General features: G+C 44.3%; 18 protein-coding genes and 2 riboswitches. Of the genes, 14 read left to right on the top strand and 4 right to left on the bottom strand.

The window, feature by feature from the left end; genetic code table 11:
- Positions 1 to 80: 80 nt before the first annotated feature.
- Entirely contained in the window at positions 81 to 1,037 is a 957-nt protein-coding gene (locus tag IEY53_RS30690) for a LysR family transcriptional regulator (protein ID WP_189031622.1), read from the top strand.
- Between the two features lie 38 nt (positions 1,038 to 1,075).
- Here IEY53_RS30690 and IEY53_RS30685 read toward each other — a convergent pair whose 3' ends face one another.
- On the bottom strand, positions 1,076 to 1,981 hold the full coding sequence (locus IEY53_RS30685) for an AraC family transcriptional regulator (RefSeq protein WP_189031621.1): 906 nt from the start codon (positions 1,979 to 1,981) through the stop codon (positions 1,076 to 1,078).
- A 178-nt stretch (positions 1,982 to 2,159) separates the two neighbouring features.
- On the opposite strand from IEY53_RS30685, the gene IEY53_RS30680 reads away from it, so the two are divergent.
- From IEY53_RS30680 to IEY53_RS30655, 6 genes are all read left to right on the top strand, one after another.
- Positions 2,160 to 4,343: an alpha-galactosidase gene (locus IEY53_RS30680; protein WP_189031620.1), complete on the top strand. Its 2,184-nt coding sequence runs from the start codon at positions 2,160 to 2,162 to the stop codon at positions 4,341 to 4,343.
- A 118-nt stretch (positions 4,344 to 4,461) separates the two neighbouring features.
- Entirely contained in the window at positions 4,462 to 6,249 is a 1,788-nt protein-coding gene (locus tag IEY53_RS30675) for a cache domain-containing sensor histidine kinase (RefSeq protein WP_189031618.1), read from the top strand.
- Positions 6,242 to 7,792 carry a response regulator transcription factor gene (locus IEY53_RS30670; protein ID WP_189031616.1) on the top strand — a complete coding sequence of 517 codons (1,551 nt, stop codon included), beginning with the start codon at positions 6,242 to 6,244 and terminating at the stop codon, positions 7,790 to 7,792. The genes IEY53_RS30675 and IEY53_RS30670 overlap by 8 nt, the downstream gene beginning before the upstream one ends.
- A gap of 84 nt (positions 7,793 to 7,876) precedes the next feature.
- Positions 7,877 to 8,833: an ABC transporter permease gene (locus IEY53_RS30665; RefSeq protein WP_189031614.1), complete on the top strand. Its 957-nt coding sequence runs from the start codon at positions 7,877 to 7,879 to the stop codon at positions 8,831 to 8,833.
- A 14-nt stretch (positions 8,834 to 8,847) separates the two neighbouring features.
- Positions 8,848 to 9,786: a carbohydrate ABC transporter permease gene (locus IEY53_RS30660; protein ID WP_189031612.1), complete on the top strand. Its 939-nt coding sequence runs from the start codon at positions 8,848 to 8,850 to the stop codon at positions 9,784 to 9,786.
- Between the two features lie 87 nt (positions 9,787 to 9,873).
- A complete protein-coding gene (locus IEY53_RS30655; protein WP_189031610.1) occupies positions 9,874 to 11,583 on the top strand; it encodes an ABC transporter substrate-binding protein in 1,710 nt (569 codons plus the stop codon).
- 149 nt (positions 11,584 to 11,732) lie between these two features.
- On the opposite strand, the gene IEY53_RS30650 is transcribed toward IEY53_RS30655, so the two are convergent.
- Together IEY53_RS30650 and IEY53_RS30645 are read right to left on the bottom strand one after the other, a co-directional pair.
- The gene (locus IEY53_RS30650) at positions 11,733 to 12,455 is read right to left on the bottom strand and encodes a hypothetical protein (RefSeq protein WP_189031608.1); all 723 of its coding nucleotides are present in this window, start codon (positions 12,453 to 12,455) and stop codon (positions 11,733 to 11,735) included.
- A gap of 805 nt (positions 12,456 to 13,260) precedes the next feature.
- Positions 13,261 to 13,977 carry a hypothetical protein gene (locus tag IEY53_RS30645; RefSeq protein ID WP_189031606.1) on the bottom strand — a complete coding sequence of 239 codons (717 nt, stop codon included), beginning with the start codon at positions 13,975 to 13,977 and terminating at the stop codon, positions 13,261 to 13,263.
- Positions 13,978 to 14,206: 229 nt separating this feature from the next.
- On the opposite strand from IEY53_RS30645, the gene IEY53_RS30640 reads away from it, so the two are divergent.
- From IEY53_RS30640 to IEY53_RS30615, 6 genes are all read left to right on the top strand, one after another.
- On the top strand, positions 14,207 to 15,109 hold the full coding sequence (locus IEY53_RS30640; RefSeq protein ID WP_189031604.1) for an AraC family transcriptional regulator: 903 nt from the start codon (positions 14,207 to 14,209) through the stop codon (positions 15,107 to 15,109).
- 208 nt (positions 15,110 to 15,317) lie between these two features.
- A complete protein-coding gene (locus IEY53_RS30635; protein WP_189031603.1) occupies positions 15,318 to 15,506 on the top strand; it encodes a hypothetical protein in 189 nt (62 codons plus the stop codon).
- 466 nt (positions 15,507 to 15,972) lie between these two features.
- A riboswitch (cyclic di-AMP (ydaO/yuaA leader) is annotated at positions 15,973 to 16,159 on the top strand.
- A gap of 149 nt (positions 16,160 to 16,308) precedes the next feature.
- Complete coding sequence (locus IEY53_RS30630) at positions 16,309 to 16,863, top strand: NfeD family membrane protein (RefSeq protein ID WP_189031602.1); 555 nt, start codon at positions 16,309 to 16,311, stop codon at positions 16,861 to 16,863.
- Positions 16,864 to 16,885: 22 nt separating this feature from the next.
- Positions 16,886 to 18,307: a flotillin family protein gene (locus IEY53_RS30625; RefSeq protein ID WP_189031601.1), complete on the top strand. Its 1,422-nt coding sequence runs from the start codon at positions 16,886 to 16,888 to the stop codon at positions 18,305 to 18,307.
- Positions 18,308 to 18,899: 592 nt separating this feature from the next.
- Positions 18,900 to 19,086, top strand: a riboswitch (cyclic di-AMP (ydaO/yuaA leader).
- A gap of 124 nt (positions 19,087 to 19,210) precedes the next feature.
- Positions 19,211 to 21,037 carry a potassium transporter KimA gene (gene kimA, locus IEY53_RS30620; RefSeq protein ID WP_189031675.1) on the top strand — a complete coding sequence of 609 codons (1,827 nt, stop codon included), beginning with the start codon at positions 19,211 to 19,213 and terminating at the stop codon, positions 21,035 to 21,037.
- A gap of 234 nt (positions 21,038 to 21,271) precedes the next feature.
- On the top strand, positions 21,272 to 22,288 hold the full coding sequence (locus IEY53_RS30615; RefSeq protein WP_189031600.1) for a hypothetical protein: 1,017 nt from the start codon (positions 21,272 to 21,274) through the stop codon (positions 22,286 to 22,288).
- 266 nt (positions 22,289 to 22,554) lie between these two features.
- Here the strand turns inward: IEY53_RS30615 and IEY53_RS30610 are convergent, their stop codons facing one another.
- A complete protein-coding gene (locus IEY53_RS30610) occupies positions 22,555 to 23,454 on the bottom strand; it encodes a hypothetical protein (protein ID WP_189031599.1) in 900 nt (299 codons plus the stop codon).
- 838 nt (positions 23,455 to 24,292) lie between these two features.
- Between IEY53_RS30610 and trxA the strand changes: the two genes are divergently transcribed.
- Positions 24,293 to 24,610, top strand: a complete 318-nt coding sequence (trxA, locus tag IEY53_RS30605) for a thioredoxin (protein ID WP_189031598.1) — start codon at positions 24,293 to 24,295, stop codon at positions 24,608 to 24,610.
- Positions 24,611 to 24,818 lie beyond the last annotated feature (208 nt).

The following is a 24,818-nucleotide window of genomic DNA, read 5'->3' as shown; positions in this document are numbered from 1 at the left end:
ACAATACGCATATCATCAAATCAACGAAACGTTTTTGAATATTACATTCAATTATTTTGAACGAAGAAGGGGCTCGCTAAATGGAAATACGCCAACTAAAAACGTTTTGGACTCTTGCTTCTACAGGCAGCTTTAGTCGAACTGCTGAACTATTGAGCTATGTACCATCTACCGTAACCATGCAAATCAAATCCTTGGAGGAAGAGCTGGGCGTGAAATTGCTGGATCGATTAGGTAAGAATGTCATGTTAACAGATGCCGGCCAACAATTTTTGCCGTATGCCACTAAAATTTTAAACGATGTAGAAGAAGCGAAGTGCGTATCTAGTCAGCACGGAGAAACGACGGGAACTGTTATTATAGGGGCAGACGAAGTTCTTTGCGCATACCTTCTCCCCTCCTTGTTTAGACGTTTTCGTGAAGACTTTCCAGGCGTTCGTCTTTTGTTCCGTCCCTTGTCCGGCCAAGAGCTTAGACATAGTCTAAGAGAAGGGCTTGCAGATGTCGTTTTTGTATTGGATGAATTCGTTGGAGCCAAAGACCTTCATTCAGAGTTTTTGAAAGATGAGCTATTTCGAATGGTGGTATCTCCAGATCATCTACTGGCATCTCGTTCCTCATTGATTATTGATGACTTTCACAGAGAACATTTTTTGTTGACCGATAAGAACTGTTCTTATCGCACTCATTTTCACCAGTCCTTATTGAAAAAAGGCGCCGATGCTTTGACGGAACTGGAGTTTCATAGCGTAGAAGCAATTAAACAATGCGCAGTGGCCGGCCTTGGAATCGCTCTGTTGCCCGAAATGGCTTTGAAGGAAGAGTTGAGAGAAGGGAAGTTGGTTGTTTTACCATGGGATTTATCAGATGTATCTTTTTCGGCCCAAATACTCTGGCATCGTGAGAAATGGATTTCCCCGGCGATGGCGGCCTTCATTCATATAGCAAAGAGTGAGTTAAAAACAGAAGAAATATCTGCTCATAAGAGGAACACTTCCAATGTTATTGAAAGCACAAAAAACTTTACTGGAAGTTGAAGTGCGCAAGTTTAGCGGCTTTTTTTGTGAACCCTCGGTTATCTATGTTCTTGGAAAAATCCGCTGTAAAAAAAATGTTCCTCTTCAATTTGCAGATTTTGATTTTGGGAATCGTCCTGGGTTAGGGCAAGAACTTCAGCCCGGTAATATTTAGGAGAGGAACCCATTAGCTTTTTGAACATTTTTGAGAATAGCAAAGCATCGCTATACCCTACGGATCGGGAAATGTCAGCTATCGAAAGTTCCGCGTTTCCCATTATCTCACATGCTCTATTGATTCTGTAGCGAACCAAATAATCCTGGATGCTTAGATGCATTCGATGTTTGAATAATGAGCACAAATAGCTTCGATTGAGTCCTATAAATTGAGCAATGTCCGTAATGGTTATTTTTTCAGCATAGTTCATCTCGATAAAATCCTTTACCTTTTCAACATAAATCTCGGCACGGGTTTCTTTTAATTCAGGGGATGTAACCGGACTGGATTCCACCAGCAGCGATAACAATAAATATAGCAGCCCCGTCAGTCTGGTCTCTCGGGCTTTATGGAATCCTCGCGACTCGTACATCAACTGCAAATATTGGTAAATCATATCATCTCTGTCGTAGTGGAAGATGGGCGAATCCTTTGTTAGACCTGCTTGCTTGAGGAGGAATTCCGCCGATGTCCCGTTAAAACCAACCCAGCAATAGGACCAAGGATTTGCTGTATCAGCTTGATAATATGTGAATACATCGGGGGAAATTAAAAACCCCTGCCCCTTCCGCAACCGATATTTGATTCCACCGGCTTCAAAGAATCCCTCCCCGCTCAAAACATAATGGAGTAAATAGTGATTCCTCACAGCTGGCCCAAAAAAATGACCCGGTATACAATCCTCAATGCCGAATTGAGTGAGCTGTAATTCTGTATGCTGTTTACTACGTGGTAAATACTCAATCACAGTAAATCTCCTTATTATAAAATATCTAGTATCATAACATATTTAGTGAGTACCATGCCATGTACTCCATATCCGGGTTTAATATATTATTTCTATAGAGCTGCCTGTCCTGTTGCATGAACTTATCAAGTATTAAACCATATGGACAGTATTTACTAGAAGGAAGGGATATTTTGATATGGGCATAATCGTACAAGAGCAAGCTGGGCTATTTCATCTGCAGTCGTCCGGCATGAGCTACATTTTACAGATTGTAGATGGCCACCCTGTACATGTATATTGGGGGAGCAGACTGAAACACCGGGAACCGATGTCCGATCTGCTAATTTCTACCCCGAAAAAGGCTGGAATAGATCGGCTGCCGCAAGAATACCCGCAATATGGGAGTGGGGACTTCCGGAATCCGGCTTACCAGGTTGAACTTGAGGATGGAACACGTATCACTGAGTTGAAATATGAAGGTTACCGGATGACTAAGGGGAAGCCTGCCCTAGCCGGGCTGCCGGCCGTTTATACCGAGGATGAAACGGAAGCAGATACGCTGGAACTGGATTTAACTGATGCCTATTCAGGGCTTAAAGTTGTGCTTAGTTATAGCATCTTCGCGGATCGTGACGTCATCATTCGCTCGGCACGGCTTAGGAATGAAGGTGGCACAAAGTTGCGGCTTCGACGTGCCTTGAGTGCCAGCGTCGATTTTCCGGGCAAACGCGATTTTGAGATAACGTATCTTTCAGGTGCCTGGGCCCGGGAAGGTAATATTACCCGCAAAGCGCTTCATCAAGGTGAGACCCGAATCGATAGTAAAAGGGGCATGAGCAGCCATCAATTCAACCCTTTTGCCGCGTTGGTCACTCCGGAAACGACGGAACACCACGGTGAGGCTTTCGGTTTTAGCCTTGTCTATAGCGGTGGCTTTGAAGCAGATGCAGAAGTGGATTCATTTGGCTCTACGCGGTTTAGTATCGGGATAAATTCCTTTGATTTCGCCTGGTTGCTCAGTCCAGGGGAGAGTTTCCAGACACCGGAAACAGTTATGGTTTACTCCGGACAAGGACTGGGAGACATGTCACGAACGTATCACCGTCTGTATCGGACCCGGCTTTGCCGGGGGGAATATCGGGACAAAGAACGTCCTGTTTTGGTCAATAACTGGGAAGCTACCTACTTTGACTTCAATGCAGATAAGTTGGTATCGATAGCAGAAGAGGGAGCCAAGCTGGGGATCGAGTTGTTTGTTTTGGATGACGGCTGGTTCGGGAAACGGGATTCTGACAATTCGTCTCTTGGCGATTGGTACGAGGATCGCCGGAAGCTTCCAGGTGGTCTTCAGGATGTTGCGGAACGCATCAATCAGCTAGGCCTTGAATTCGGGCTCTGGGTTGAGCCCGAGATGATCTCGCCGGACAGTATGTTGTACCGGGAGCACCCAGACTGGTGCCTTCATGTTCCGGGGCGGAGACGCAGTGAAGCAAGATGGCAGCTAGTGCTGGATTATACTCGCAAAGAAGTGCGCGATTATATCTATGACTCGCTTTCTACTATTTTTTCCAGTGTGCCGGTCTCTTATGTGAAATGGGACATGAACCGGTGCTTGACGGAAATAGGCTCGGCTGACCTGCCTCCGGAACGTCAATCCGAGACCGCTCATCGTTATGTTCTTGGATTGTACGAGCTGTTAGAGCGCATTACCACTGCATTTCCGCATATTCTTTTCGAGAGTTGCTCTAGCGGAGGAGGCCGGTTTGATCCGGGCATGCTTTATTACATGCCGCAAACCTGGACCAGTGATAATACCGACGCAGTGGAACGGCTGAAGATTCAATACGGCACCAGCCTGGTATACCCCGTAAGCGCAATCGGAGCGCATGTGTCGGCTGTACCGAACCATCAAGTTGGAAGGATAACCCCCCTTGATTTTCGAGGCGATGTCGCTATGTCTGGAAACTTTGGTTATGAGCTTGATCTTACGAAATTCTCTGAAGAGGACAAAGAGACCGTCAAACGCCAAATCGTAACCTACAAGGAGATTCGCGGATTAGTACAGAGGGGTGATTTGTACCGTTTGAAGAGCCCATTCGAAGGAAATGAGTCCGCTTGGATGTTTGTTTCCGAAAATAAAGAGGAGGCGCTTGTCTACTATTTTCAAGTGATGGCCGTGCCAAATGCGCCCCAGAGATTTTTGCGTTTAGCCGGACTTCATCCGGAACTTGCCTACGAGATTCAGTCGGGATACAGCGGAGAACAGTCTATCTATGGGGGAGATAGACTGATGCAGTTGGGGCTGACCCTTCCCTATGAACAAAAGGATCATGAAAGCGGATGGTTCCGGGTCCGAGCCATAAGTCCTGACAAGGCTTGATGTAAGGGAGCTTTCACTATCCGAAAGAGTAAAATAAATCAATAAATCAATGCCCCTTTTTGTGTGAAAAGGGGCATTTTGCGCGCAGTGGCCGAAGTGGGCTCGGGAGGATTATTCCATGAATTTTATCCGAATTATGAATGACATGAAAATGAAGAAGAAACTGGCGCTTACATTCTTTTCAGCAGCTGTTCTTCCTTTGGTGTTATCCGGCTTGTTTTTGACTGGGAAGCTTCGAGAGATTGTCATTAATAACGCCTCTTCGCAGGTATCTGACAATGTGGAGCGCGTCAGAAAGCGTACGGAAGAACTGATTAAGGTGCCGCTGGACATTTCCTACCGGTTAACCATTGATAACCGGATGAAGATGGTGGCCACCAAAAAATATGAAAGTTACACCGAAGTTATTCAGGCATACCGGGAGTATACGGATATTCGCGACTACATCCAATTGTACAAGGAGATATCGAGCATTCGTGTGTATGTCGTTAATCCAGAAGCACTCAACAACTGGGAATTTATCCAGCCGGACAATACCATTACATCCGAAGCATGGTATAAGGAGGCTATACATCAGAAAGGACTTGCCGGTTGGAATTTAATCAAGGATGAACGTAACGATACCGAACATCTTAGTCTCATACGTTCATTCCCCGTGGATTCAACAGGGCAAAAAGGTGTTCTGGTCATTAATGTAGATAAACAGCAATTAAGTTCGATTCTGGACCAGGAGTCGTTCACTACGCTTATCGTGGATAACCGGAATCGAGTCGTCGGATCCAATGAAGCGGAGTTTTTCGGGAAGAACCTGTCAGACATTGATGGAGAAGAAAAGATACTTTCCCGTCAGGAAGGAAGTTATAACACAGTCGTGGGCGGCAAAGCTTCCAAAGTGGTTATCGCAAATCTGAATCCAGAGAATAGCTGGAACGGGCTTCGGATCATTTCCGTTTTTTCCGTTTCCGAGATTACCCGTGATGCCAATCAAGTGATCCGGCTCGGCGTAGTTGTAATAACGGTCAGCCTGATATTTGCAATTTTACTAATCTATGCTTCAGCTTCACTATTATCCAGAAGGTTATTTCGCCTAAGCAAACATATGTCCAAAGTGGGAATGGGATCTTGGGAAACGTATCTGCATATTGACGGTAAAGATGAAGTCGGTTTGTTGTCCAAGCAATTTAATGCGCTCGTTAGAAGCGTGCATGACTTGGTCCAAGAAGTCCAAGAAACGAATCATCAGAAAAGTCTTGTAGAGCAAAGACAAAACGAGATTAAGTTCAAAATGCTGGCAAGCCAGATTAATCCGCATTTTCTCTTCAACTCTTTGGAATCCATACGAATGGAGGCTCATATTCGCAGGCAGGACGATATCGCGGAGGCAGTGTGGCTTCTGAGCACGCTATTGCGCAGCAGTCTGGAGGCTGGCAACGGCAACATTCCACTTCGGGAAGAGCTTGAGCGTGTGCGTTGTTATCTTGGTATGCAAAAGTTCCGCTATGAAGACCGACTGAAATATAGCTTAGTAGTTGATCCCGATTTGCAGGAGATGCCCGTCCCTCCGTTGATTATTCAGCCTTTAGTAGAGAATTCCATCGTTCATGGTCTTGATAACCGCGAAGAGGGAGCTGTCATCAAAGTTGAAGTGAAGAGAATCCCGAAGGGGGTTCGAGTCAAGGTATGTGACAACGGGGCAGGCTTCTCGGCAGAACGACTCGCTAGTATTCGAGCGGAACTTGCCGTATCCGTACATGAACAGGAGAGCAAGCGGATCGGTATTAGAAATGTAAACGATCGGCTCGTCATTCTGTACGGGGCATCCAGTGCCTTGAGTATCGAAAGTGAGCTCGGGAAGTGTACTTACATCACGTTTTTCATTCCTGGAGGTGCAGCATCCAATGATTAAGGTAGTTATCGTAGACGATGAACCGAAGCTTCGGCAAGGACTTCAAACGCTAATACCGTGGGGAGATCTCGGTTTTACAGTTATAGCCACAGCAGGCAATGGTAAAGAAGCATTAAAAGTCATCATGGATAAAACCCCTCAGGTCGTAATTGCAGATATCCGTATGCCCGTTATGGACGGCTTACAATTGATTCAGCAGTTGAGATCGGCCGGTCAACATTTGCATGTTATTATCCTCAGCGGATATGCCGATTTCGAGTACGCCAAACAAGCGATCAAGTATGGGGTTGCTGGTTATCTCCTTAAACCAGTAAACATCAGCGAAATGTCGGCTAGTTTAAAACTGGTGCGCGAGCAGATCGAAAAGGAATCCCTTTCGAAGGAAGGGCACCAGGGAGAGGGTATGAACCGGGACTTGTATCTACACAGTCTACTCGTTCCTCAGGAGAAGACGGAGGATCCGGCAAAGTTAAGCAGTAAGACAAAACAAGCGGACTTGTTATGGGGCAGTTACGAAGTTGTGGTCATCTATCCGCGAGTTTCCGATGCGGATCGTTCTGAAGAATTAATCCGGCTTTCGGTTGGACTGAAACAAGGGATAGAGGCACGGAGTATGGGAATCGTGACCGTTATCTCCCCCTATGTCATTCTTCTGCTCAACGCACCGCTGCGCGGAAGACAACGGCGGGATAATCTGTACGGCGAGATTCGGAGCATCGCAGGTGATACCCGATTCGCCGCTGCAACCGGGGGGGCTGTTACCGAACAGAAATATATTAGAAGCTCCTATGTAAAAGCCCAGGAAGCGGTAAAACAAGCTTTTTTCAGCAGGAAGAATAGTCTTCTGGAGCCGGATATTCCTTGTTTGCCTTCACCGCCATTGCCTCGGCTGCCCGATGACAACTATGAAGAGAGGATAGAAGATTTAATATTCCGCTTGTATTATTGCCTGGATGCAGGAAACAAGACAATGGTATCTCAGTTGTTAAACGAGGCCGCAGCTTTTTTTCTCAAGCAGGGACAAGATGAGAAGTCTGTTAAACAATCCTTCTTTTTTCTTTCCAACGCTATCATCCATAAACTGGCCGCCGTTTCCCGGATAGAACTAAAGGAAACGGAGACGGTCTCACGATTTTTAAACGGGATATATCAGCATGATCATCTGCAGGATCTCTTAGAAGAGATCCACTCTTTCCTGTCAGAGTTTGCGGAGGACTTCGAACCTAAAGGCAAGGAGCAGGAAATTAAGAAAATGCTCGACTTCATTAATAGACATTATGCAGAAGACCTAAGGCTGTCATCAATTGCTGGACTGCTAAACTATAGCACCCCTTATTTAGGGCAGCTGTTCAGGAACATGACCGGGGACTACTTTAATACTTATCTGGACAGGGTCCGAATTCAAAAAGCAAAAGAGTTGCTGGGCCAAGGAATGAAGGTATACGAAGTGGCCGAACATGTCGGTTACACGAACGCTAATTACTTTCACAGCAAATTCAAAAAATACGAAGGCCGCTCTCCGTCGGATTATAAAAATCCATAATTAGTGGATGATTTTCCCCGAAATTCTTAGTATGGGCCATGCCTCCCTTCTGATTTATTATGAATTCAAGAGAGGGGAGGAACTATGAATACGTTAACAGCAAGTACAGAAAACGCATACAAAAAGAGAAAAAAGAGAGCCTGGAAGGAGTTTAAAAATCAGAAGTATCTTTACTACATGTCTATACCTTTCGTTCTTTGGGTCTTTGTGTTCCAGTATTTACCTTTATGGGGCTGGACCATGTCCTTCCAGAAATATAAACCTGGATTAAGTTTTTTTGAACAGAAATGGGTGGGCTTGGAGCATTTTCGCACCTTGTTCAGGGATGACCACTTCTACCAAGTGCTGCGAAACACGCTGGCTATGAGTTTTATGGGACTGATCGCCGGTTTCATCGTGCCGGTCGTCTTTGCTCTGCTCCTAAATGAGGTCCGTGTACAGGCTTTAAAACGGTTCGTCCAGACCGTATCTTATCTTCCACACTTTGTTTCCTGGGTGGTTGCTGCAGGGATTGTCACCAAAATGCTCTCGACGGACGGTGGAGTAGTGAATGATATCCTTCTTGGCCTGAACCTCATCGATCAGCCGATTCAGTTTATGGCACAAGGTCACTTATTTTGGGGGATTGTAACCAGTGCGGATATTTGGAAGGAAACAGGCTGGAACGCTATTATTTACCTGGCTGCTATATCCGGGATTGGGCCTGAATTGTATGAAGCTGCACGGGTGGACGGCGCGAGCCGATTGAAACAAATATGGCATATTACGTTGCCGGGTATCCGGCCGACAATGATCGTCCTTTTGATTATGTCCATTGGTCATCTGCTAGGTACAGGCTTTGAGAAACAATTCCTGCTAGGGAATCACCTGGTCATCGATTACTCTGAAGTGCTTGATTTGTATGCGCTTAATTATGGTCTGGCTATGGGACGATACTCCTTCGGAACGGCTATCAATATCTTCAATTCATTGATAAGCCTGATCCTATTGTTTGCGGCCAACGGAATTTTCAAGCGCTTTACAAATGAAAGCATTATGTAAGGAGGAAGGGTGACATGGGGGTTGTTAATAGGGATGCGCCGGTCGGCCGGGTAAAACAGAGCCTACAGGCGAAAGCGCCACAAGATCGAATCCTTGAAGTAATCGTTTATCTTTCAATGATTGTCGTAACCATTCTGACGATCTATCCATTCTTGAACGTACTGGCCATATCCTTTAACGATTCAGTAGATACCGTTAGAGGAGGAATCACCATCTGGCCAAGGCGATTTACATTGGATAACTATAGCCTGATTTTCACCTATGAAAGCTTGATTACCGGGTTCAAAATTTCCTTTCTGCGGACCGTCATTGGTACCATAGCAGGCTTGATCAGCGGTTCTATGCTGGCTTACACGCTTGCGCGAAGTGATTTTCAGGCGAGAAAATTCATTTCAATTTTTCTTGCTGTCACTATGTATGTTACCGGGGGCTTGATTCCGGGTTTTATCCTGATGAGGGATCTGCACTTAATTGATACGTTTGCTGTCTACATTTTTCCAGGTCTTGTAAGTGCATTTAATGTCTTCGTTATCCGTTCCTTTATAGACGGTTTGCCTTATGCGCTACAAGAATCAGCTAAGCTGGATGGCGCCAACGATTTCACTATATACTGGCGCGTTATTCTTCCTCTTTGCAAACCCGCATTGGCCACTGTGGCTCTCTTCTTGGCGGTGGGGCAATGGAATTCCTGGTTCGATACTTATCTTTTTAATGGGTCTAACGAATCTTTGACAACTCTGCAATATGAGTTAATGAAAATTTTGCAAAGTACTACAACAAGTGCAAACAACTCTCAAGATGCCGCTAATATGGCTGAGCGCATGACACAAATTTCGCCGGAATCCGTAAAAATGGCCATCACTATTATTGTTACGGTGCCGATTCTTATCGTTTATCCTTTTTTGCAAAAATACTTTGTCAAAGGTATGACGCTCGGCGCAGTAAAGAGTTAAAACGATACTGGCCCATGGTGAGCACAGGCAAATAGCCTGTTCCATAGAAATTATTAACTAATTCATTATTTTTTTGGGGGGAGCTTCATGAAATTAGGAAAAAAAGGGATGGTTATGTCTTCCATACTGGCGCTGACTTTATCGTCGACACTTGGAGGGTGTAGTGGCAATAACGGTGCTACTGCCGGAGAGGGAAGCAATGCAGAAGGAGGTTCTACGTCCGGGAATAATTCGAAGCCGATTACGCTTACTTATTTTTCGGAGGACTCCAGTACGAATTGGAATAACATGAAGGATGAAGTCGGTAAGATTATTGCTGAAAAAACCGGGGTAACCCTAGATGCTGAGTTTGCTGTCGGTGACCCGGTACAAAAGATTTCACTGATTGCAGCGACAGGCAACTATCCTGATTTGATAGCTGCAAAGGCGGATGTCGGCAAACTTGTCGACGCTGGAGCTATTCTCGATCTGACGGATTTGATCGAGGAGCACGCGCCTAACATCAAAAAAATGCTAGGAGACAAAATTGTCCGCACAAAATACAATTTGGACGATCAAGCAATTTACGCTATTCCAACTTGGTCCGCCGTTGATGAGAAGAAAATTAAAGCCGACGGGGGATTTGAACTCCAACACCGTGTCGTCAAGGAAGCTGGATATCCTGAAATACGTACGGTGAAGGAATTCGAAAAAGTTATCCAGGATTATATCACCAAACATCCGACGAACGAAAATGGCAACAAAAATATCGGGCTTTCGCTGAATGGGGACGATTGGCATATGTACCAGGTCACCAACTCGGGATTCCAGACAACCGGAGGACCGGATGACGGCGAATATTACATTGATCAAGAAACGCATCAAGCGATTTATCATTTCCGCCGTCCGGAAGAGAAAGAATATTTTCGCTGGTTGAACCACATGAACGACATCGGACTGCTTGATCCGGAAAGCTTCGTGCAAAAGACCGACCAGTTTAAGGCTAAAGTGGCTTCGGGCCGTGTTCTTGGCTTGGCTGATCCGGAATGGGATTATGGCGACGCACAGAATGCGCTAAAGGCTGCAGGGAAATTCGACCAGACTTACGGTCATTATCCGGTTACCATGAGTAATGAGTACAAGGATACCAGTTTCTGGTCTGCCGGCTTTGACGGAGGTTACGGAATCTCGATTTCCAGCAAGTGTGAGGACCCGGTACGTGCAATTAAGTTCCTTGACTTTCTGGCATCAGAAGAGGGACAAATTCTGAATAACTGGGGGATTGAAGGGAAGCATTACACGGTTGAAGCTGGCAAACGTGTGGTTATTCCGGCTGTACAGGAACGGATGAACAAAGACAATGCGGGTTTCCAAAAAGAATCAGGTGTAGGACTTTACTGGAACATGATGGTTCATTACGGGGATGGAATTAAGGATTCAACCGGCAACTATTTCACACGTAATTATCCGGAAATGTTGACCGCAAGTTACAGCGAGTCTGAAAAGGAAGCTCTAAAAGCTTACAAGGCGGAGCATTGGAAAGATCTTTTCCCTAAGGAAGAGGAATTCCAACCAAGAGCTTACGGCGCAGCTTACACAATGCCACTAGCAAATGACGATCCTGCTGTTATACTAGGTGTCAAAATGAAGGATATTACATGGAAACGCATTCCGGAAGCGGTTATGTCCAAGCCGGAGGAATTTGATAAGATTTGGGACGCCTATATGGCCGAACTGGATAAAGCTGGAGTTAAAGAAATGGAAGAAGCCTATACCAAGCATATCCAAGACCGGATTAAGCTATGGTCTACTAACTAATTCGTTTATTAAAAATCGGGCTCATTTCCTCACTACTTTGAGAGGAAATGGGCCTTTTTAATACGGAACAACAATTAAGTGTTATGCAAATCAACTAACTAAATGAGAAGAAATTTTATGTGAATTAGGTCGGTCTCATACCAGTGCATTCAGCCATTAAACAAATTCATCATAAATAATGTTATAGGCGCAAATGCTGCTTGCATGTTTGCTACTACTATCACCATCATTAACAAAGAAAGAACAACTGTGGCAATTCCAATACCAAAGTAGGTTTTTTCTTTAAATCTCCATTTTGAATCATTTGATTTAGCTCTTGTTACTAATGCGTTCCAAATATACACACTAAGTCCCACAAATAGTATCAACAAATTTCCACAAACAATAGCTTTTGTAGTATGAAACTCAATGCGCCTATTAATCTTTTCCTGAAGAATAGACGGGATATTTTCATTACCTAATTGTACCCATTCATTGAACGCATAGCGTAATTCGTCCTTATATGTTGCTTCATTGGATATTTCAAACGAAACATTAATCAATGAGAACCCATGCAATGGATTCAAGGCATTGATCAGATTTGCCACAACAATCAAAATCATTAATAAAGCGACACTACTACTTAAAAGCGCGAAAGAAAAGTATGCTTTTCTTTCAAATCCCCATTTTAATTTGCTTATCTTAGGTGATCTTTTAAATTTAGTCCGAAAAATTATACTAAGCAATGCGAGTATGAGTACCAAACATCCACCAATAATAACAAGTACAGCATGATACTTAACATAATCACTAATGAGTGCATTCACGACGGGGTTAGATTGTGAACCTGATTCAATGATCTCACTTAACGTACGTTGTAGCTCGTCATTCATTTCAACTGCCTCCAAAATTTGATTTGGGCATTGTATTCTGTTGTGCCGATACCATTTGCATGAGTAAAAGTTCCACGAATATAACCGCAACTGAAGCTTTAATGGACGTGCCCGCTATGCTTTCACGCATCAGCAAACGGGTGAAGATGGAGGACAGGCCCGGTGCGGGGGTCTAAAGTTTGTTTTCAAAATCGTAGCTCCTAAAGTATGTATTTCCATTTTAAAGTATAGCAATTGCTCCATCTGATCAGAATCAGCTCAAGTCTAGTCTTTTCCCTAGACCTAAGCCCTGTAAGGATTGACATATTGTTGAACATTCAGCAAAGGGCAGCCGATCCGAATGCGAAGACAGCCGAGTAACCATTTGTATGAGGGAACTGCAAGGGATGGTTTATGTTACTGACTTCCCACCACACGAAAGGGCAGGGGGGCTGCAAATCTTCAGCATACGAGCATCATTGCTGGTCTCGATGTGTTGTTGGTTAAGGATTAGGGGTTTGGTTATGTTGAAAAGACATAAACTTTATGATTTATATTTTAAGCCTGTTGTTACATATAAGCATCACGTCACCATTGTACCCTCACTATTTATGATGAACCACTTCTCAAGAGTCTTTCCACATCTCCTAAATAAGGCTAAAAGTAAATTTAGAAGAATGCGCGGACTGCCTGCTGGCGGTTCTTTTTTTCTGTATATACTTGTCCCATAACAGGTTTACTCGTATGTACGGCGGTGTGAGAGGACGGGTGCTAGCCGACCCCTCCTGTTCTAAAGAGTCCGTCGCGGATTAATCCTCAGACTCTTTTACTCCTTGAACTCTTTGTCCTTGCCGCCGATATTAAAGCCTAACTGTCCATTATATTTACCTACCTGTCCGGCAACCCCTAAGCCTGCTCCTTGACCGCCGCCGAGTTGTGCCTTGCCCTGGGCGCCGAACCCATTTTCGCCTCCAAGCTGCAAATGGGTTTGCAGCCCCGCGCCTTGACTGAACCCCAAGTGGCCTTCGGCATCGGCGCTTAGACCGTACTCTCCTCCGACCTGTGCCCCCATATGAAAACCTGCCCCTTGACCGACACCCAGCTGGGTTTTTGCCTGAGCCGCAAGCCCGTACTTGCCGAAGGCCTGGGCTTCGGCATTGAGCCCTAGACCCTGGCTGCTGTCCAGATGAGTATTGCCTTGCGCATGGATTCCGTATGAAGGAGTGCCCATATGGCCGCCCGCATACATACCCGCGCCACCTAAGGCTAAATTCCCGCCAGCATTTAAGCCAATGCCGTGTTTACCGCCTACTTCTCCTCCGGTATTTAGATTAATCCCCTTACCGCTGCCTACATTTGCGTTCATATAACCATTCACAAGTTCTTTTTTGGTGTTTTCGCTGTCTGAGGGCAGAACTGCCTGGCTGCTTTCTGAACGGACGAGATGGTAGTAATGAGAGTAAGGGAAAGGATTGTAGCGGGTAGAGTAAGGGGATAAGGGTGGATTAGCCTGGCTGTTTGGATATTCGTTCCCAAAGGTCATGTGGGATACCTCCATTATTCAATTTATTACAACAGCCTATTCATGGATGGGTTGAAGTGATACCCTTCCTAAATAAACCGTATGAATTCAAGCAAGGATATCTCCTTTATACGGCCTGTCAGGTTATAGCGATTTGCATGCAATTCACAGCTTAGCAAAACAGGAACAGCCCTCCTGATCAGCAGTTGCTATAATAAAATCACCGATCGGGGAAAGGCTGGGTGGCTCAGTGAATTACAGTAAGGATATAGAGAGATGCATTGAATATATCGAGCAGAATATAAAAAGTAATCTGACTGCCGAGGATATCGCTGCGGAGGCGGGATACTCACTTTATCACTTCAGCCGGGTGTTTAGTCTGTGCAAGGAGATGTCCGTGATGGAGTATGTGCGCAGCCGCAAGCTGTCCCTGGCAGCGGTCGAACTGTTCAGCGGCAAGCGGATCATTGATATCGCGCTGGATTATGGCTTTGAAACGCAGAGCGGGTTCACGAAGGCGTTCCGTAAAGCGTTTGGCTACAGTCCCTCGCAATATGCGGCGCGGATGGAAGGATATCTTCAGAACGGGCCTATTTTTGAAATCGGAGGTTATGTAATGAATCCAGTGATTGTACAGAAACCGGCCTTCAAGGTTGCGGGTTACGGCATAGAAACAAATGTGGCGGAAGGCAATTATACGAAGGATATTGCTTCGTTCTGGAGCCACTATGAAGGAGAAAACCTGGAATCCAAAATGTATGAAATTCTAAATCCGCCCAAGCATGGAGAAGTGGGGTTATGTGTTCCGGCATTTGACAGCGGAAATGCTACTTATCTGCTTGGTGTCATTGTGGAGGACTTCAGCCGGGTGACCGATGACATGTTAACCGTGCAGGTGCTTGAAGCAGAATATGCCGTGTTCACCACACCGCCAGTGGACACCTCCGAGGGGAAGGATCAGGGAGAGTTCGTGCATGTGATCAAGAGCACCTGGAAGTATATTTTTGAAGAGTGGTTTCCAGGCAGCGGATATGTATACGATGAAGGCAAGCTGAACTTCGAGTATTACGACGAGCGTTGTCATTCGCGGGTGGATACGGTGATGGAGATTTATGTTCCGGTGAGGGGGCGGTATCAATCTGTCAATGGCTGAAAATCTAAGAACGAGTGAGAAAACAAGAGAAAATATTAATTTACTGTGGGAGGAAATCTTAAGTCTATATGGATAGCATGTTTTCTTCATTGGAGACAAAAGAGAAGCTGGATTTGATTTTTAATTTCTTGCATAAGCACCGCTCTATTATGGAAAACTTTTGTAGTGCAAATAAACAGCATGATTCCATTTTGGGGAGGTTAACATTATGACGAATCAGGATCCGCAGGAACTTCTTAAGCGAAAACACGAGCTGGATGAGCAAAAAAGGCAGTTCACAAATTTTTCCCGGGGTGCTTGCGGCCCTAGTGAGTTAGAGGCAGGCCAGGAATTCAGTAATGACCGACTGCCTGACGATCAAAACCGTATGAAATCTGTAGAAAACAAACAGAATTGATCTTAAAAAAGCAATAAAAATAAGCCGTCCCTTTGGTGTCGGTAGACAAGAATGTGTTCCGTGTAGAGGGGGTGTCCCAAAAGCCATGAAATGGCTGCTTGGGACAGCCCTTGTTTTTTGGAAGATCAGCTTGAGTACTTGGGTGGACGCTCCGCGAACGGACCGTTGTTCCAATCGCTGATATGAACGAGACTGTCAAACGCAATTGTAGCTCCTTCGTTTTCCCCCATTTCCCTTTATAACAAGATTAACTCCCTTGCCACAGCTACAATTGCTTTTCCACTGGGTCGTCTTGCGAGAAACGGAGCAATAAAGAGCAAATCATCGGCCGCTTAAGAGCGAAACCAAAGACTGCGCCTTCATTCGTGAAGGGGTGGTATTTTTGGCTTCTTTTGTCATCCGCAACGTTTTACATTAAACGGCCACAGGCGTAAGATTCAAATCAACAACTGAATGTAATATAACTGTTCTCAAATGGCTGAATTCCGATAGTGGGAACGGGGGAACCAATGGTGAATGCGGCTTTTGCTCAGATAGCTGCCGCTCACTTGGGGTGAATCCTTGCTGTGTGCTGAAAAGCCGCGTTGGCAAGGTAGGGCAATCTCGCTGCCCGAATCCGTCAGCTAACCCCGTAAGCCTCGAAGAGAGAGGATGAGCGCCATGATCGATTAACCGACCACGGAGAGCCCTGCCGCTTCTGTGGTCTTTCTGCTGTGCGTGCAGGAAGGAAAGACGGTCTGTATAAGGACCTAAAAGTCTTATAACAACCATAATTAGAGTGTTTTAATGCTATCTAAAATGCTTGAAAGGGGGGATTGTTATCGTTACTGTATTTATCGTGTGCTTCTGGGTAGGGCTGTTGCTCCTCCTCAGCGGCGGATTTCATGGGCATGGCCTGGCGGGTCATCTGCATATGGGAGGCGGCGATGCTGGAGGTCCAGGCTTTGTGCCCATACTCCCGCTAATGGTGTTTGTCACGGTCTGGGGCGGCACTGGTTATGTGCTTACCCGGTTCAGTGGAATGAACATGCTTGCAGTGGTGCTGATCTGTACCGTGGTTGCCTTGCTACTGGGCTGTCTGATGTATGCGGGGCTGGCCCGGGTGATGACCCGATATGACAGCAGCATGAATGAAATGGATTATGAGCAGGCGGGGCAGCTCGGGTACATCAGCATATCTGCAGTGGATGGAGCGGTTGGGGAAATGAAATATGTGCTGCACGGAACGATGCGTTCCATTGGAGTGCGGGCAGAAACCGGCCAGCAGCTCGACAAGGGCGACCGGGTGATTATTTTAAAGGTGGATAAAGGAATGGCTGCAGTAACCCTCTTCGAGAGGGAAATCGAAAAATTATAAGTAACGGGGAGTGTCGAACCGAATGGTTATTCTTTATTTAATCACGGGAATTGTTGTTGTTATCCTGCTGGCTTTGTTCAGTATCGTGACCGCTTATAAAAAGGTTCCGCCCAATCAGGCGATGATTGTATACGGCCTCGGCGGAAAAAGAGTGGTTCAGGGCGGCGGGACGTTCGTCATCCCCGGCTTCCAGAACAATAAGACCATCTCCATGATGCTGATGAGCTTCGATGTCATCCCGGCGCAGGCGATGTTCTCCCGGCAGGGCATCAAGCTCAACCTGGAGGCGGTAGCCCAGATTAAGATTAAAAGCGATCCTACCGCTATTCTGACTGCCAGTGAGCAGTTTATCGACCGGCCGGAAGAAGACCGCGAGACGATTATCCTGCATTCGGTGGAAGGCCATTTGCGCGGCTTGATCGGACAATTAACGGTGGAATCCATTCTAAAGACACCTGACGAAATCAACAGCAAGATGCGGGAGACCTGCTCGGAAGATCTCGACAAGATGGGGCTCGAGGTGGTCAGCTTCACCATTAAGAAAATTACTGACGACAAAGGCTATATCGACAATATGGGGGTTCCGGAAATTGAGCGCATCCGCCGCGATGCCAGCATCGCCAAGGCGGAAGCGGAACGCGACATTCAGATCAAGCAGGCCGAGGCGGAGAAAGAATCCTCCATTGCCAAAGCCAATGCGCATCAGGCCACTATTGAAGCGGGAACTGCCGCTCGCGCCAAGGAATCCTTGTTCGAGAAGGAATTGAACATTAAGCAGGCGGACTTTAAGCTGGAGACAGAAGTGAAGAAAGCACAGGCGGATCTTGCGTACGAATTGCAGCAGAACAAAATTAAGCAGTCGCTGGTTACCGAACAGGTCAAAATCACGCAGATGGAAGCGGAGGCCAACCGGACCGTCCGGGAAATTGAAGTTGAGTTGAGACAGAAGGAGCTGGAGGCAACGGTGATCAAGCCTGCTGAGGCGGAGAACCAGGCGACGATCATGAGAGCGGAAGCAGCCAAGCAGCGGCAAATTCTTGAGGCGGAAGCAGAAGCGGCCACAATGACCAAACGGGGGCTGGCAACGGCGGAAGCAGAGCTGGCGAAGGGGAAAGCCAACGCGGAAATTGTTCAACTGGCCGGTGCGGCGGAAGCGGGGGCACTGGAGAAAAAAGCCGAAGCGTACAAACAGTTCACGCAAGCAGCGCTTACAGTAGAATTCTTGAAGGTTCTGCCAGAACTGGCTGAAAAAATCGCTTCCCCGCTGGCCAAGGTCGATAAGATTACAGTGATATCCCAGGACGGAGCTTCATCCGGCGTAAACAAAATTACCGGCGATATCGCCAAAATCATGGCCCAGGTTCCTGAATTGACCCAGACGCTTACCGGTATGAACGTGACAGAGGCGCTCAACGGGCTGCTCGGCCGGGATAAAGAGCAGTAATTCTATAGCTAAGACAAACGGATCAACCAGTCTCCCCTTGAAGTCATTGATCGACTGCTCATTTGGTTTCAGTTCAAACTATTATAGAAGGAAAAAGTAAATGTATTTAATCAAACCATGGTGATGCTCTCAGCGTAAAGAGCATCACATATGGTTTTTTTGCGGGATCGCAAGATGTACCAGCATAGGAATTCCACGTAACGTGTGAAAGAAAAGGCAGTTCTGAATGTACTGTCGCCCTTTGAATATTTCAGATATACAATATTGTGGAAGGCAATGGGCTCAGCTTTGGCATTCTGCTCCTTTCACTCCTGCTGGCCGCCAGTTTGTCAGCTTTAACCTATTTCTTTTACGGGAAACGGGAACTAAACATATGATACGCCGCAAGGTTTAGGACGAAACCTGGCAAAGAAACGGTGGGGAAAAGTGGATGAAAAACATAGATATAAGGAGCATTAGAAGGGAAAATAAAAGAGGAAGACAAATGAAAGCGTTATATCAGATGATTATGACTGAAAAGGTTAACACATCGATAATAGAGTTCCTTTACAATATCGGATAGTCAAGATATGCTTTCAGAGATAAAGCAATCTAATATATTTCGCTTAATTTCCTTTAGGGAAAGCGGGGGAACCAACAATCCACTCCTCTATAAAGATTGGGTGACGATTAGGGGTGAATCCTGATTACAGGTATATGTTCATGATATCTGTTCAGGTAGGGCGACTCTCAACGCCCGAATCCGGCAGCTAACCTCGTAAGCGTATAGGAGAGAGGATGAGTGTCATGTGATGTCTGTGATCACAGAATATCCTTCTGTGGTTTTTTTGTTGTGTTCGACTGCAGCGACAAATGCCTGCGGGGTATGAAATGCTTAAAAATAAAAAACGAGTGGTGAAACCCGTGATCTCATTTTTAAAAAGATTTTTAATCGGAAGGCCCTTGAAGTCTACTGAATTAGGGGAGCAAAAATTAAATAAAAAGAAAGCGTTAGCGATACTTTCTTCAGATGCATTATCTTCAGTTGCGTACGGTCCGGAACAAATACTAATTGTTCTGGTTACGATTGGTGCAACTGCCTTCTGGTACTCGATTCCGATTGCTATCGGCGTATTGGTATTGTTAACCGCACTCATTTTGTCCTATAGGCAAATTATTTTTGCTTACTCTCACGGTGGGGGAGCCTATGTTGTTTCAAAGGAAAATTTAGGTAAGTACCCCGGGTTAATTGCCGGTGGTTCGTTATTGGTTGACTATATCTTAACGGTGGCTGTAAGTGTATCGGCCGGTACGGATGCCATCACATCGGCTTTTCCGAGTTTGCATGAGCATAAAGTGATTATTGCTGTTGTATTCGTGCTCCTCATTACGATATTGAACTTAAGAGGTGTAACGGAATCTGCTTCCGTATTGGCTTATCCAGTATATTTATTTGTGTTGGCCTTAGTCATTCTGATTGGTACAGGTCTATATAACATCCTTACGGGTAACGTTCCAGCAGAACTGCACACACCACTTGGCACACCGGTAGCAGGCATTAGCCTATTCCTGTTACTGCGAGCATTTTCTTCCGGGAGCTCCGCGCTAACCGGTGTGGAAGCTATATCCAATGCCATTCCGAATTTCAAAAGCCCTGAGGCTTCTAACGCTGCAAAAACCTTAGTGGCCATGGGAACTATATTAGCGGTTATGTTCACAGGAATTGTTGTTTTAGCCTATTATTATGGTATTACCCCCAGTGCTGACGTCACTGTCGTTTCGCAAATTGCGGAACAGACATTCGGACGAAATGCTATGTACTATTTTATTCAGGGAACGACCGCATTAATTCTAATTCTGGCCGCTAATACCGGTTATTCTGCTTTTCCTTTACTGGCTGTGAATCTTGCCAAGGATAAGTTTATTCCGCGAATGTTTACCATGAGAGGGGACAGACTTGGTTACTCCAATGGGATTATCATATTGGGAGTTCTCTCCATTGTGCTGATTTATGTATTTGAGGGTAAGACAGAACAATTAATCCCCTTATATGCTGTAGGTGTGTTTATTCCCTTTACGCTATCACAGACAGGGATGATGGTTAAATGGCTGCGGGAAAAGCCTGCAGGCTGGGTTCAAAAGTTTATCATCAACACGGTGGGTGCTCTAATCAGTTTTGTTGTTACCATGATGTTCTTTTTAACCAAGTTCACTCAGGTATGGCCTGTGTTTGTATTTTTACCGATTCTCCTTCTGCTTTTCCATCGAATTCATAAGCATTACGAAGCGGTTGCCGACCAGCTTAGAATAACAACCTGTGAGCAAACGATACACATTGAAGGTAATGTGATCATTTTACCGGTCGCTGGGATCACTCATGTAGTTATGAATTCATTAGAATATGCCAAATCGCTTTCTCCACAACAGATTATTGCGGTTTACGTTCCTTTCGAAAGAGAAGATGAAGCGGTATTTGAGGAAAAATGGAAAAAGTGGCAGCCGGATGTGAGATTGGTGACACTGTATACTCCTTACAGAAGCATCATCCAGCCACTGACCAAATTTATTGATACCGTTCAGTGGAAGGCAGCCGAATCCAATCATAAGGTAACGGTGATCATTCCACAGTTCATTCCGAAGAAAGGCTGGCATAACATCCTTCATAATCAATCAAGCTTGCTAATCCGCGCTCATTTGCTATTCCGTAGGGATGTCATCGTAACTACTGTGCCTTATCATTTGAAGAAATAGCAACCTTTACTTTAAGTTAAGAGTGAGGGTAATATACGAGGTGAACACTCTTGACTAACTTTATTATGATATTCACAGTAGTATCCGTTAGCGCAATAGTTAAATACAGAATTGAGCGAAGAAACAGAGCCTGCGGATAATGTCCGCGGGCTCTGTTTTTAAGAATGCTGAGAACGGCATGCTGCGTCGAGGACCGGCAGCATGCCGCCCAGCCATTTTGGTAGTCACCAGGCTTTGTCACCGAAGACGGCCATGACAGCAAATAAGCCAGATTTCATTAAAGTCAGGGTAGCACAACTTGCTTACGGTCAGATCTACAAGCTTTGTAAGGAAGCGGAGATTCCGATACCACCGTCTGGGTATTGGATGAAATTAAAGTTTGGCAAACCCGCTTTTAAGTTTCTTCTGCCGGATTCAACCGTGAAAGAGGTCTCATTACCTTCCCCAAAGTCTAATCAGCTCAGTAAGCCATCACAAAGTATCGTTGTTGAAGATGTAGTTACAGCCACATTTCCAACTATAAATAATGAGAATGTGATAATGATAGAAAATTTAACTGAAGCAAAGTCTCATAATAACACTCTATCAGAACCCTTACCTTTTTTGAGTGAGCAAGAGAGGAATTGTTTTTATAAAATAGCAAATTCGATTCAAATCCCAGGTGAACGTTCCAAAGCCCATCCGTTGATATCAACTTATAAGATTATTGTAAGTGAATGGAACAAAAGTGAACCTTTTTTGGCAGGGGTAATTTCTGATCAGTCTCTGCCACGAGTCTATCGAATTCTTGGAGCTCTTATTCAAGGTCTGGAGAAGCTGGGATGTACCGTAACCAATAAACTAACCTTTATAATACGGAACGAAGAGATACCACTCGAAATTTATGAATTGCAAGACAAAGCAGAGCATATCACCACCAAGCAAGAAGAAGCCGAACTTCGCCGTTACGAAGAAGAAAGAAAACGATATGCATGGGCTTCAAAGCCGAATATTCGGAAATATGATTACATGTTTAACGGTAGGCTTTGTATTAAAGTTGGACAAAAGAGCTTTCGCGATCATAAAGCTGCCAATGTTGAAAACCAACTTGGGGAGCTTTTCATCGAGATGTATAAAGTCTCAGAGCTTTTACGAAAGGAACGAAAAGCTCGGGAAGCGGAAAGACGTAAGCGGGAAGAAGCGGAAATACTACGTTTAGAACACAGAAAATGTTATGAGATGGAAGTGGAACGAACCATTGTACCAACCTAGCGAAGGACTACGAGACAGCATGTAGGATTCGGGCCTATGTTACATCCTTGGAGTCATCCGGGAATATGACCGAGGAAACTTTATCATGGATTGATTGGGCAAAGAAAAAAGCTGATTGGTATGATCCAACAATAGCCAGAAAAGATGAACTTCTCGGAATACGTAACCATGAGAAAAGGGGGACCTCATAAATTCTAAGATTAACGGTAGTACAAACTTAACCATGATTTATGTACTACCGCTTTTTTAAAATACCTTGGTTTAGATTAACCCATCTTTTTTATAATCTCTAAATGAGCTTTTCTCAGTCCTTTTAAATTGGTGAATTTGTATTTTAAATCTTTTTCAGAATGAGCCACTTTTAACAATTGACTTCTCCGAGCCACATACCCATTGCTAATGTAATAATTAAAAGTAACAATTGGAGCTTTAGCATTTAGCACTTCTTCAATAACTCTATATAATTTCTCCGGGTGTCTCGTTATCATTTTAAAAGAATCTGAAAAGAAAAAAGCCTGTTCGCCATTTTTTACTCTAAGAAGTATCTCTCTTAAGGTTGGATCTATATTCGGGTCCATTCCACTCTGAACTTCAACTGATGTTGTTGATGTATTATGCTTTTGGAGTGGAGAATGAGCGATTCTTAACTCATTGGGGACTTCAAAAGTTATGTAATTAGAACACTGGCTTAATTTATGCATTACATACCAAGCTAATGGAAACTTAGTGGATAAATGTCCGAATGGATCGCTCTCTATACTATCAGTTTTGTATGAGGCTGACTTAAAGTTTTGCTTGTTAAAAAAAACTATAGCATTGGTAGTAATATTTTTAATTTGTTCGTCGGAGATGAGAGGCCTTCTTAATCCAAACTTCTTTGCAGCCTCTTTTGTACTTGCGATGTCTTCTAATAGACTATTTCTGATAGCAACCGTAACCAGAGCTTTAATCTCAATGTCTGCCTCCGGTACATAATGAGTAGCTTCTTCAACGCCATGCAATAAAATTGTTGAGCGAAAAGAACTGTCATTCCAACGATTCAATAAAGATGACAATCTGGAATGAACATCGTTAGAAATTTTCATGATAGTCTCATCATTCACAGTGAATTGTGCCAACATAGGCTCAAAGTTATTTTCCAGATAATCTCGAATAATATTTTCCAAAAGAATACCTCCATTTGTAAATAACGTTTATTTGATTTCTATATTAACAATAATTTCAAGAGAAACAATATGACGTATTCAGATCCCAAAACAGCAACAATTGTCGGTAGACAAGAATGTGATCCGTACACCGATTTATTAAAAGACCGAACCAAGGTTATTCAAAAAGGGAAATGTCAAGGAAACTTTAATATACTTTATGGGAGTAAGTATTCTAGTAATTCGGCTAACAGGTGGGATTGTTCAATGATTCCGCGAATACCCTTAAGATAGACTTTTTTACGAAGTTCGCAAAAAAGGCGCTATATAACATTGAGCGCTAGTTAAAATAAGATTTGGAGGCAAACATCGAGATAGTTGAGATAAGAAGTTTAGAATATGATGATGCAGGGGCAGCTAAAATTCTTCTCACACTGAGGCTTAGAACAACGCTATAGTTCGGAAAAATATTTTGTGATTGGGTGAGTAACTTGGCGTTACTAAATAACAATCTCTTAAAATCACTTTGCTTTGGACTACATTGTCAAGGTAAACATCGTTGAACCCCCGCACAAAGTTGCGGGGAATTTCTGAAAAAAAGAAAAAGACCAAAATATTCGCTTAGCAAACCGATATGGAAAATGGTACTACGTTTGTTCGGCCGAGAAAGATACTTCAGACGATGGACGTGAAACTGACGCATGCTGCAGAAGTTTAGATACTAAAACGTTGATAATCGATGGGTGATATATGCAAATTGATATGAACCTAATTGAAGAGGTTGACGAAATTAGATTTCAAAAGTATAATTCAATTAATCGATTGAATAATTGATAAATTAATTTAGGGGGTTTCTATTATGGGAGCAGTATCTTTAACAAAACAGAATTTTGAATCGAACATTAAATCCGGAGTGACACTAGTCGATTTTTGGGCACCTTGGTGTCCACCTTGTCAAGTGCAACTTCCAATCGTTAACGAGCTGGCTGATGATTTGGCTGGACAAGCGACAATAGCCAAAGTCAACGTTGATGAAGAACTCGAATTGGCTTCACAATTTGGAGTTAGAAGTATTCCTACGCTACTCTTATTTAAAGACGGTAAATTGGCTGAAACAATGGTGGGGGTCAATCAAAAGCAAGCCCTTAGAGAAAAAATTCTTGGATTGCTCAATTAACAGAGTATTCAACAAATCATGTGAAGAGAACGACGGATTTGGATTTATCTGAATCGTCGTTTTTTTCAACAAATTATTAAGTGGATTCTTGAGCTAGAACCAAAATGATTGGAAATTAAATGTTGGATTCTAATTTATACTTGGACATACTAGTACCTTGACCGCGAATAATTTTACCTTTAAGCTCTCCGTATAGAGTCAAATGGGG

The sequence above is a fragment of the Paenibacillus albidus genome (assembly GCF_014644435.1).
Lineage (GTDB): Bacteria > Bacillota > Bacilli > Paenibacillales > Paenibacillaceae > Paenibacillus_AQ > Paenibacillus_AQ albidus.
The sequence above is the reverse complement of the archived record's forward strand: the minus strand, read 5'-3'. Positions and strand labels throughout refer to the sequence as shown.

What these genes read in the sequence shown, in the direction of transcription:
- IEY53_RS30635 (WP_189031603.1), top strand. Translation starts at nt 15,318, where the DNA reads ATGACGAATCAGGATCCGCAGGAACTTCTTAAGCGAAAACACGAGCTG.
- trxA (WP_189031598.1), top strand. Translation starts at nt 24,293, where the DNA reads ATGGGAGCAGTATCTTTAACAAAACAGAATTTTGAATCGAACATTAAA.
- IEY53_RS30665 (WP_189031614.1), top strand. Translation starts at nt 7,877, where the DNA reads ATGAATACGTTAACAGCAAGTACAGAAAACGCATACAAAAAGAGAAAA.
- IEY53_RS30675 (WP_189031618.1), top strand. Translation starts at nt 4,462, where the DNA reads ATGAATTTTATCCGAATTATGAATGACATGAAAATGAAGAAGAAACTG.
- IEY53_RS30645 (WP_189031606.1), bottom strand. Translation starts at nt 13,977, where the DNA reads ATGACCTTTGGGAACGAATATCCAAACAGCCAGGCTAATCCACCCTTA.
- IEY53_RS30660 (WP_189031612.1), top strand. Translation starts at nt 8,848, where the DNA reads ATGGGGGTTGTTAATAGGGATGCGCCGGTCGGCCGGGTAAAACAGAGC.
- IEY53_RS30670 (WP_189031616.1), top strand. Translation starts at nt 6,242, where the DNA reads ATGATTAAGGTAGTTATCGTAGACGATGAACCGAAGCTTCGGCAAGGA.
- IEY53_RS30690 (WP_189031622.1), top strand. Translation starts at nt 81, where the DNA reads ATGGAAATACGCCAACTAAAAACGTTTTGGACTCTTGCTTCTACAGGC.
- IEY53_RS30650 (WP_189031608.1), bottom strand. Translation starts at nt 12,455, where the DNA reads ATGAATGACGAGCTACAACGTACGTTAAGTGAGATCATTGAATCAGGT.
- IEY53_RS30655 (WP_189031610.1), top strand. Translation starts at nt 9,874, where the DNA reads ATGAAATTAGGAAAAAAAGGGATGGTTATGTCTTCCATACTGGCGCTG.
- IEY53_RS30625 (WP_189031601.1), top strand. Translation starts at nt 16,886, where the DNA reads ATGGTTATTCTTTATTTAATCACGGGAATTGTTGTTGTTATCCTGCTG.
- IEY53_RS30680 (WP_189031620.1), top strand. Translation starts at nt 2,160, where the DNA reads ATGGGCATAATCGTACAAGAGCAAGCTGGGCTATTTCATCTGCAGTCG.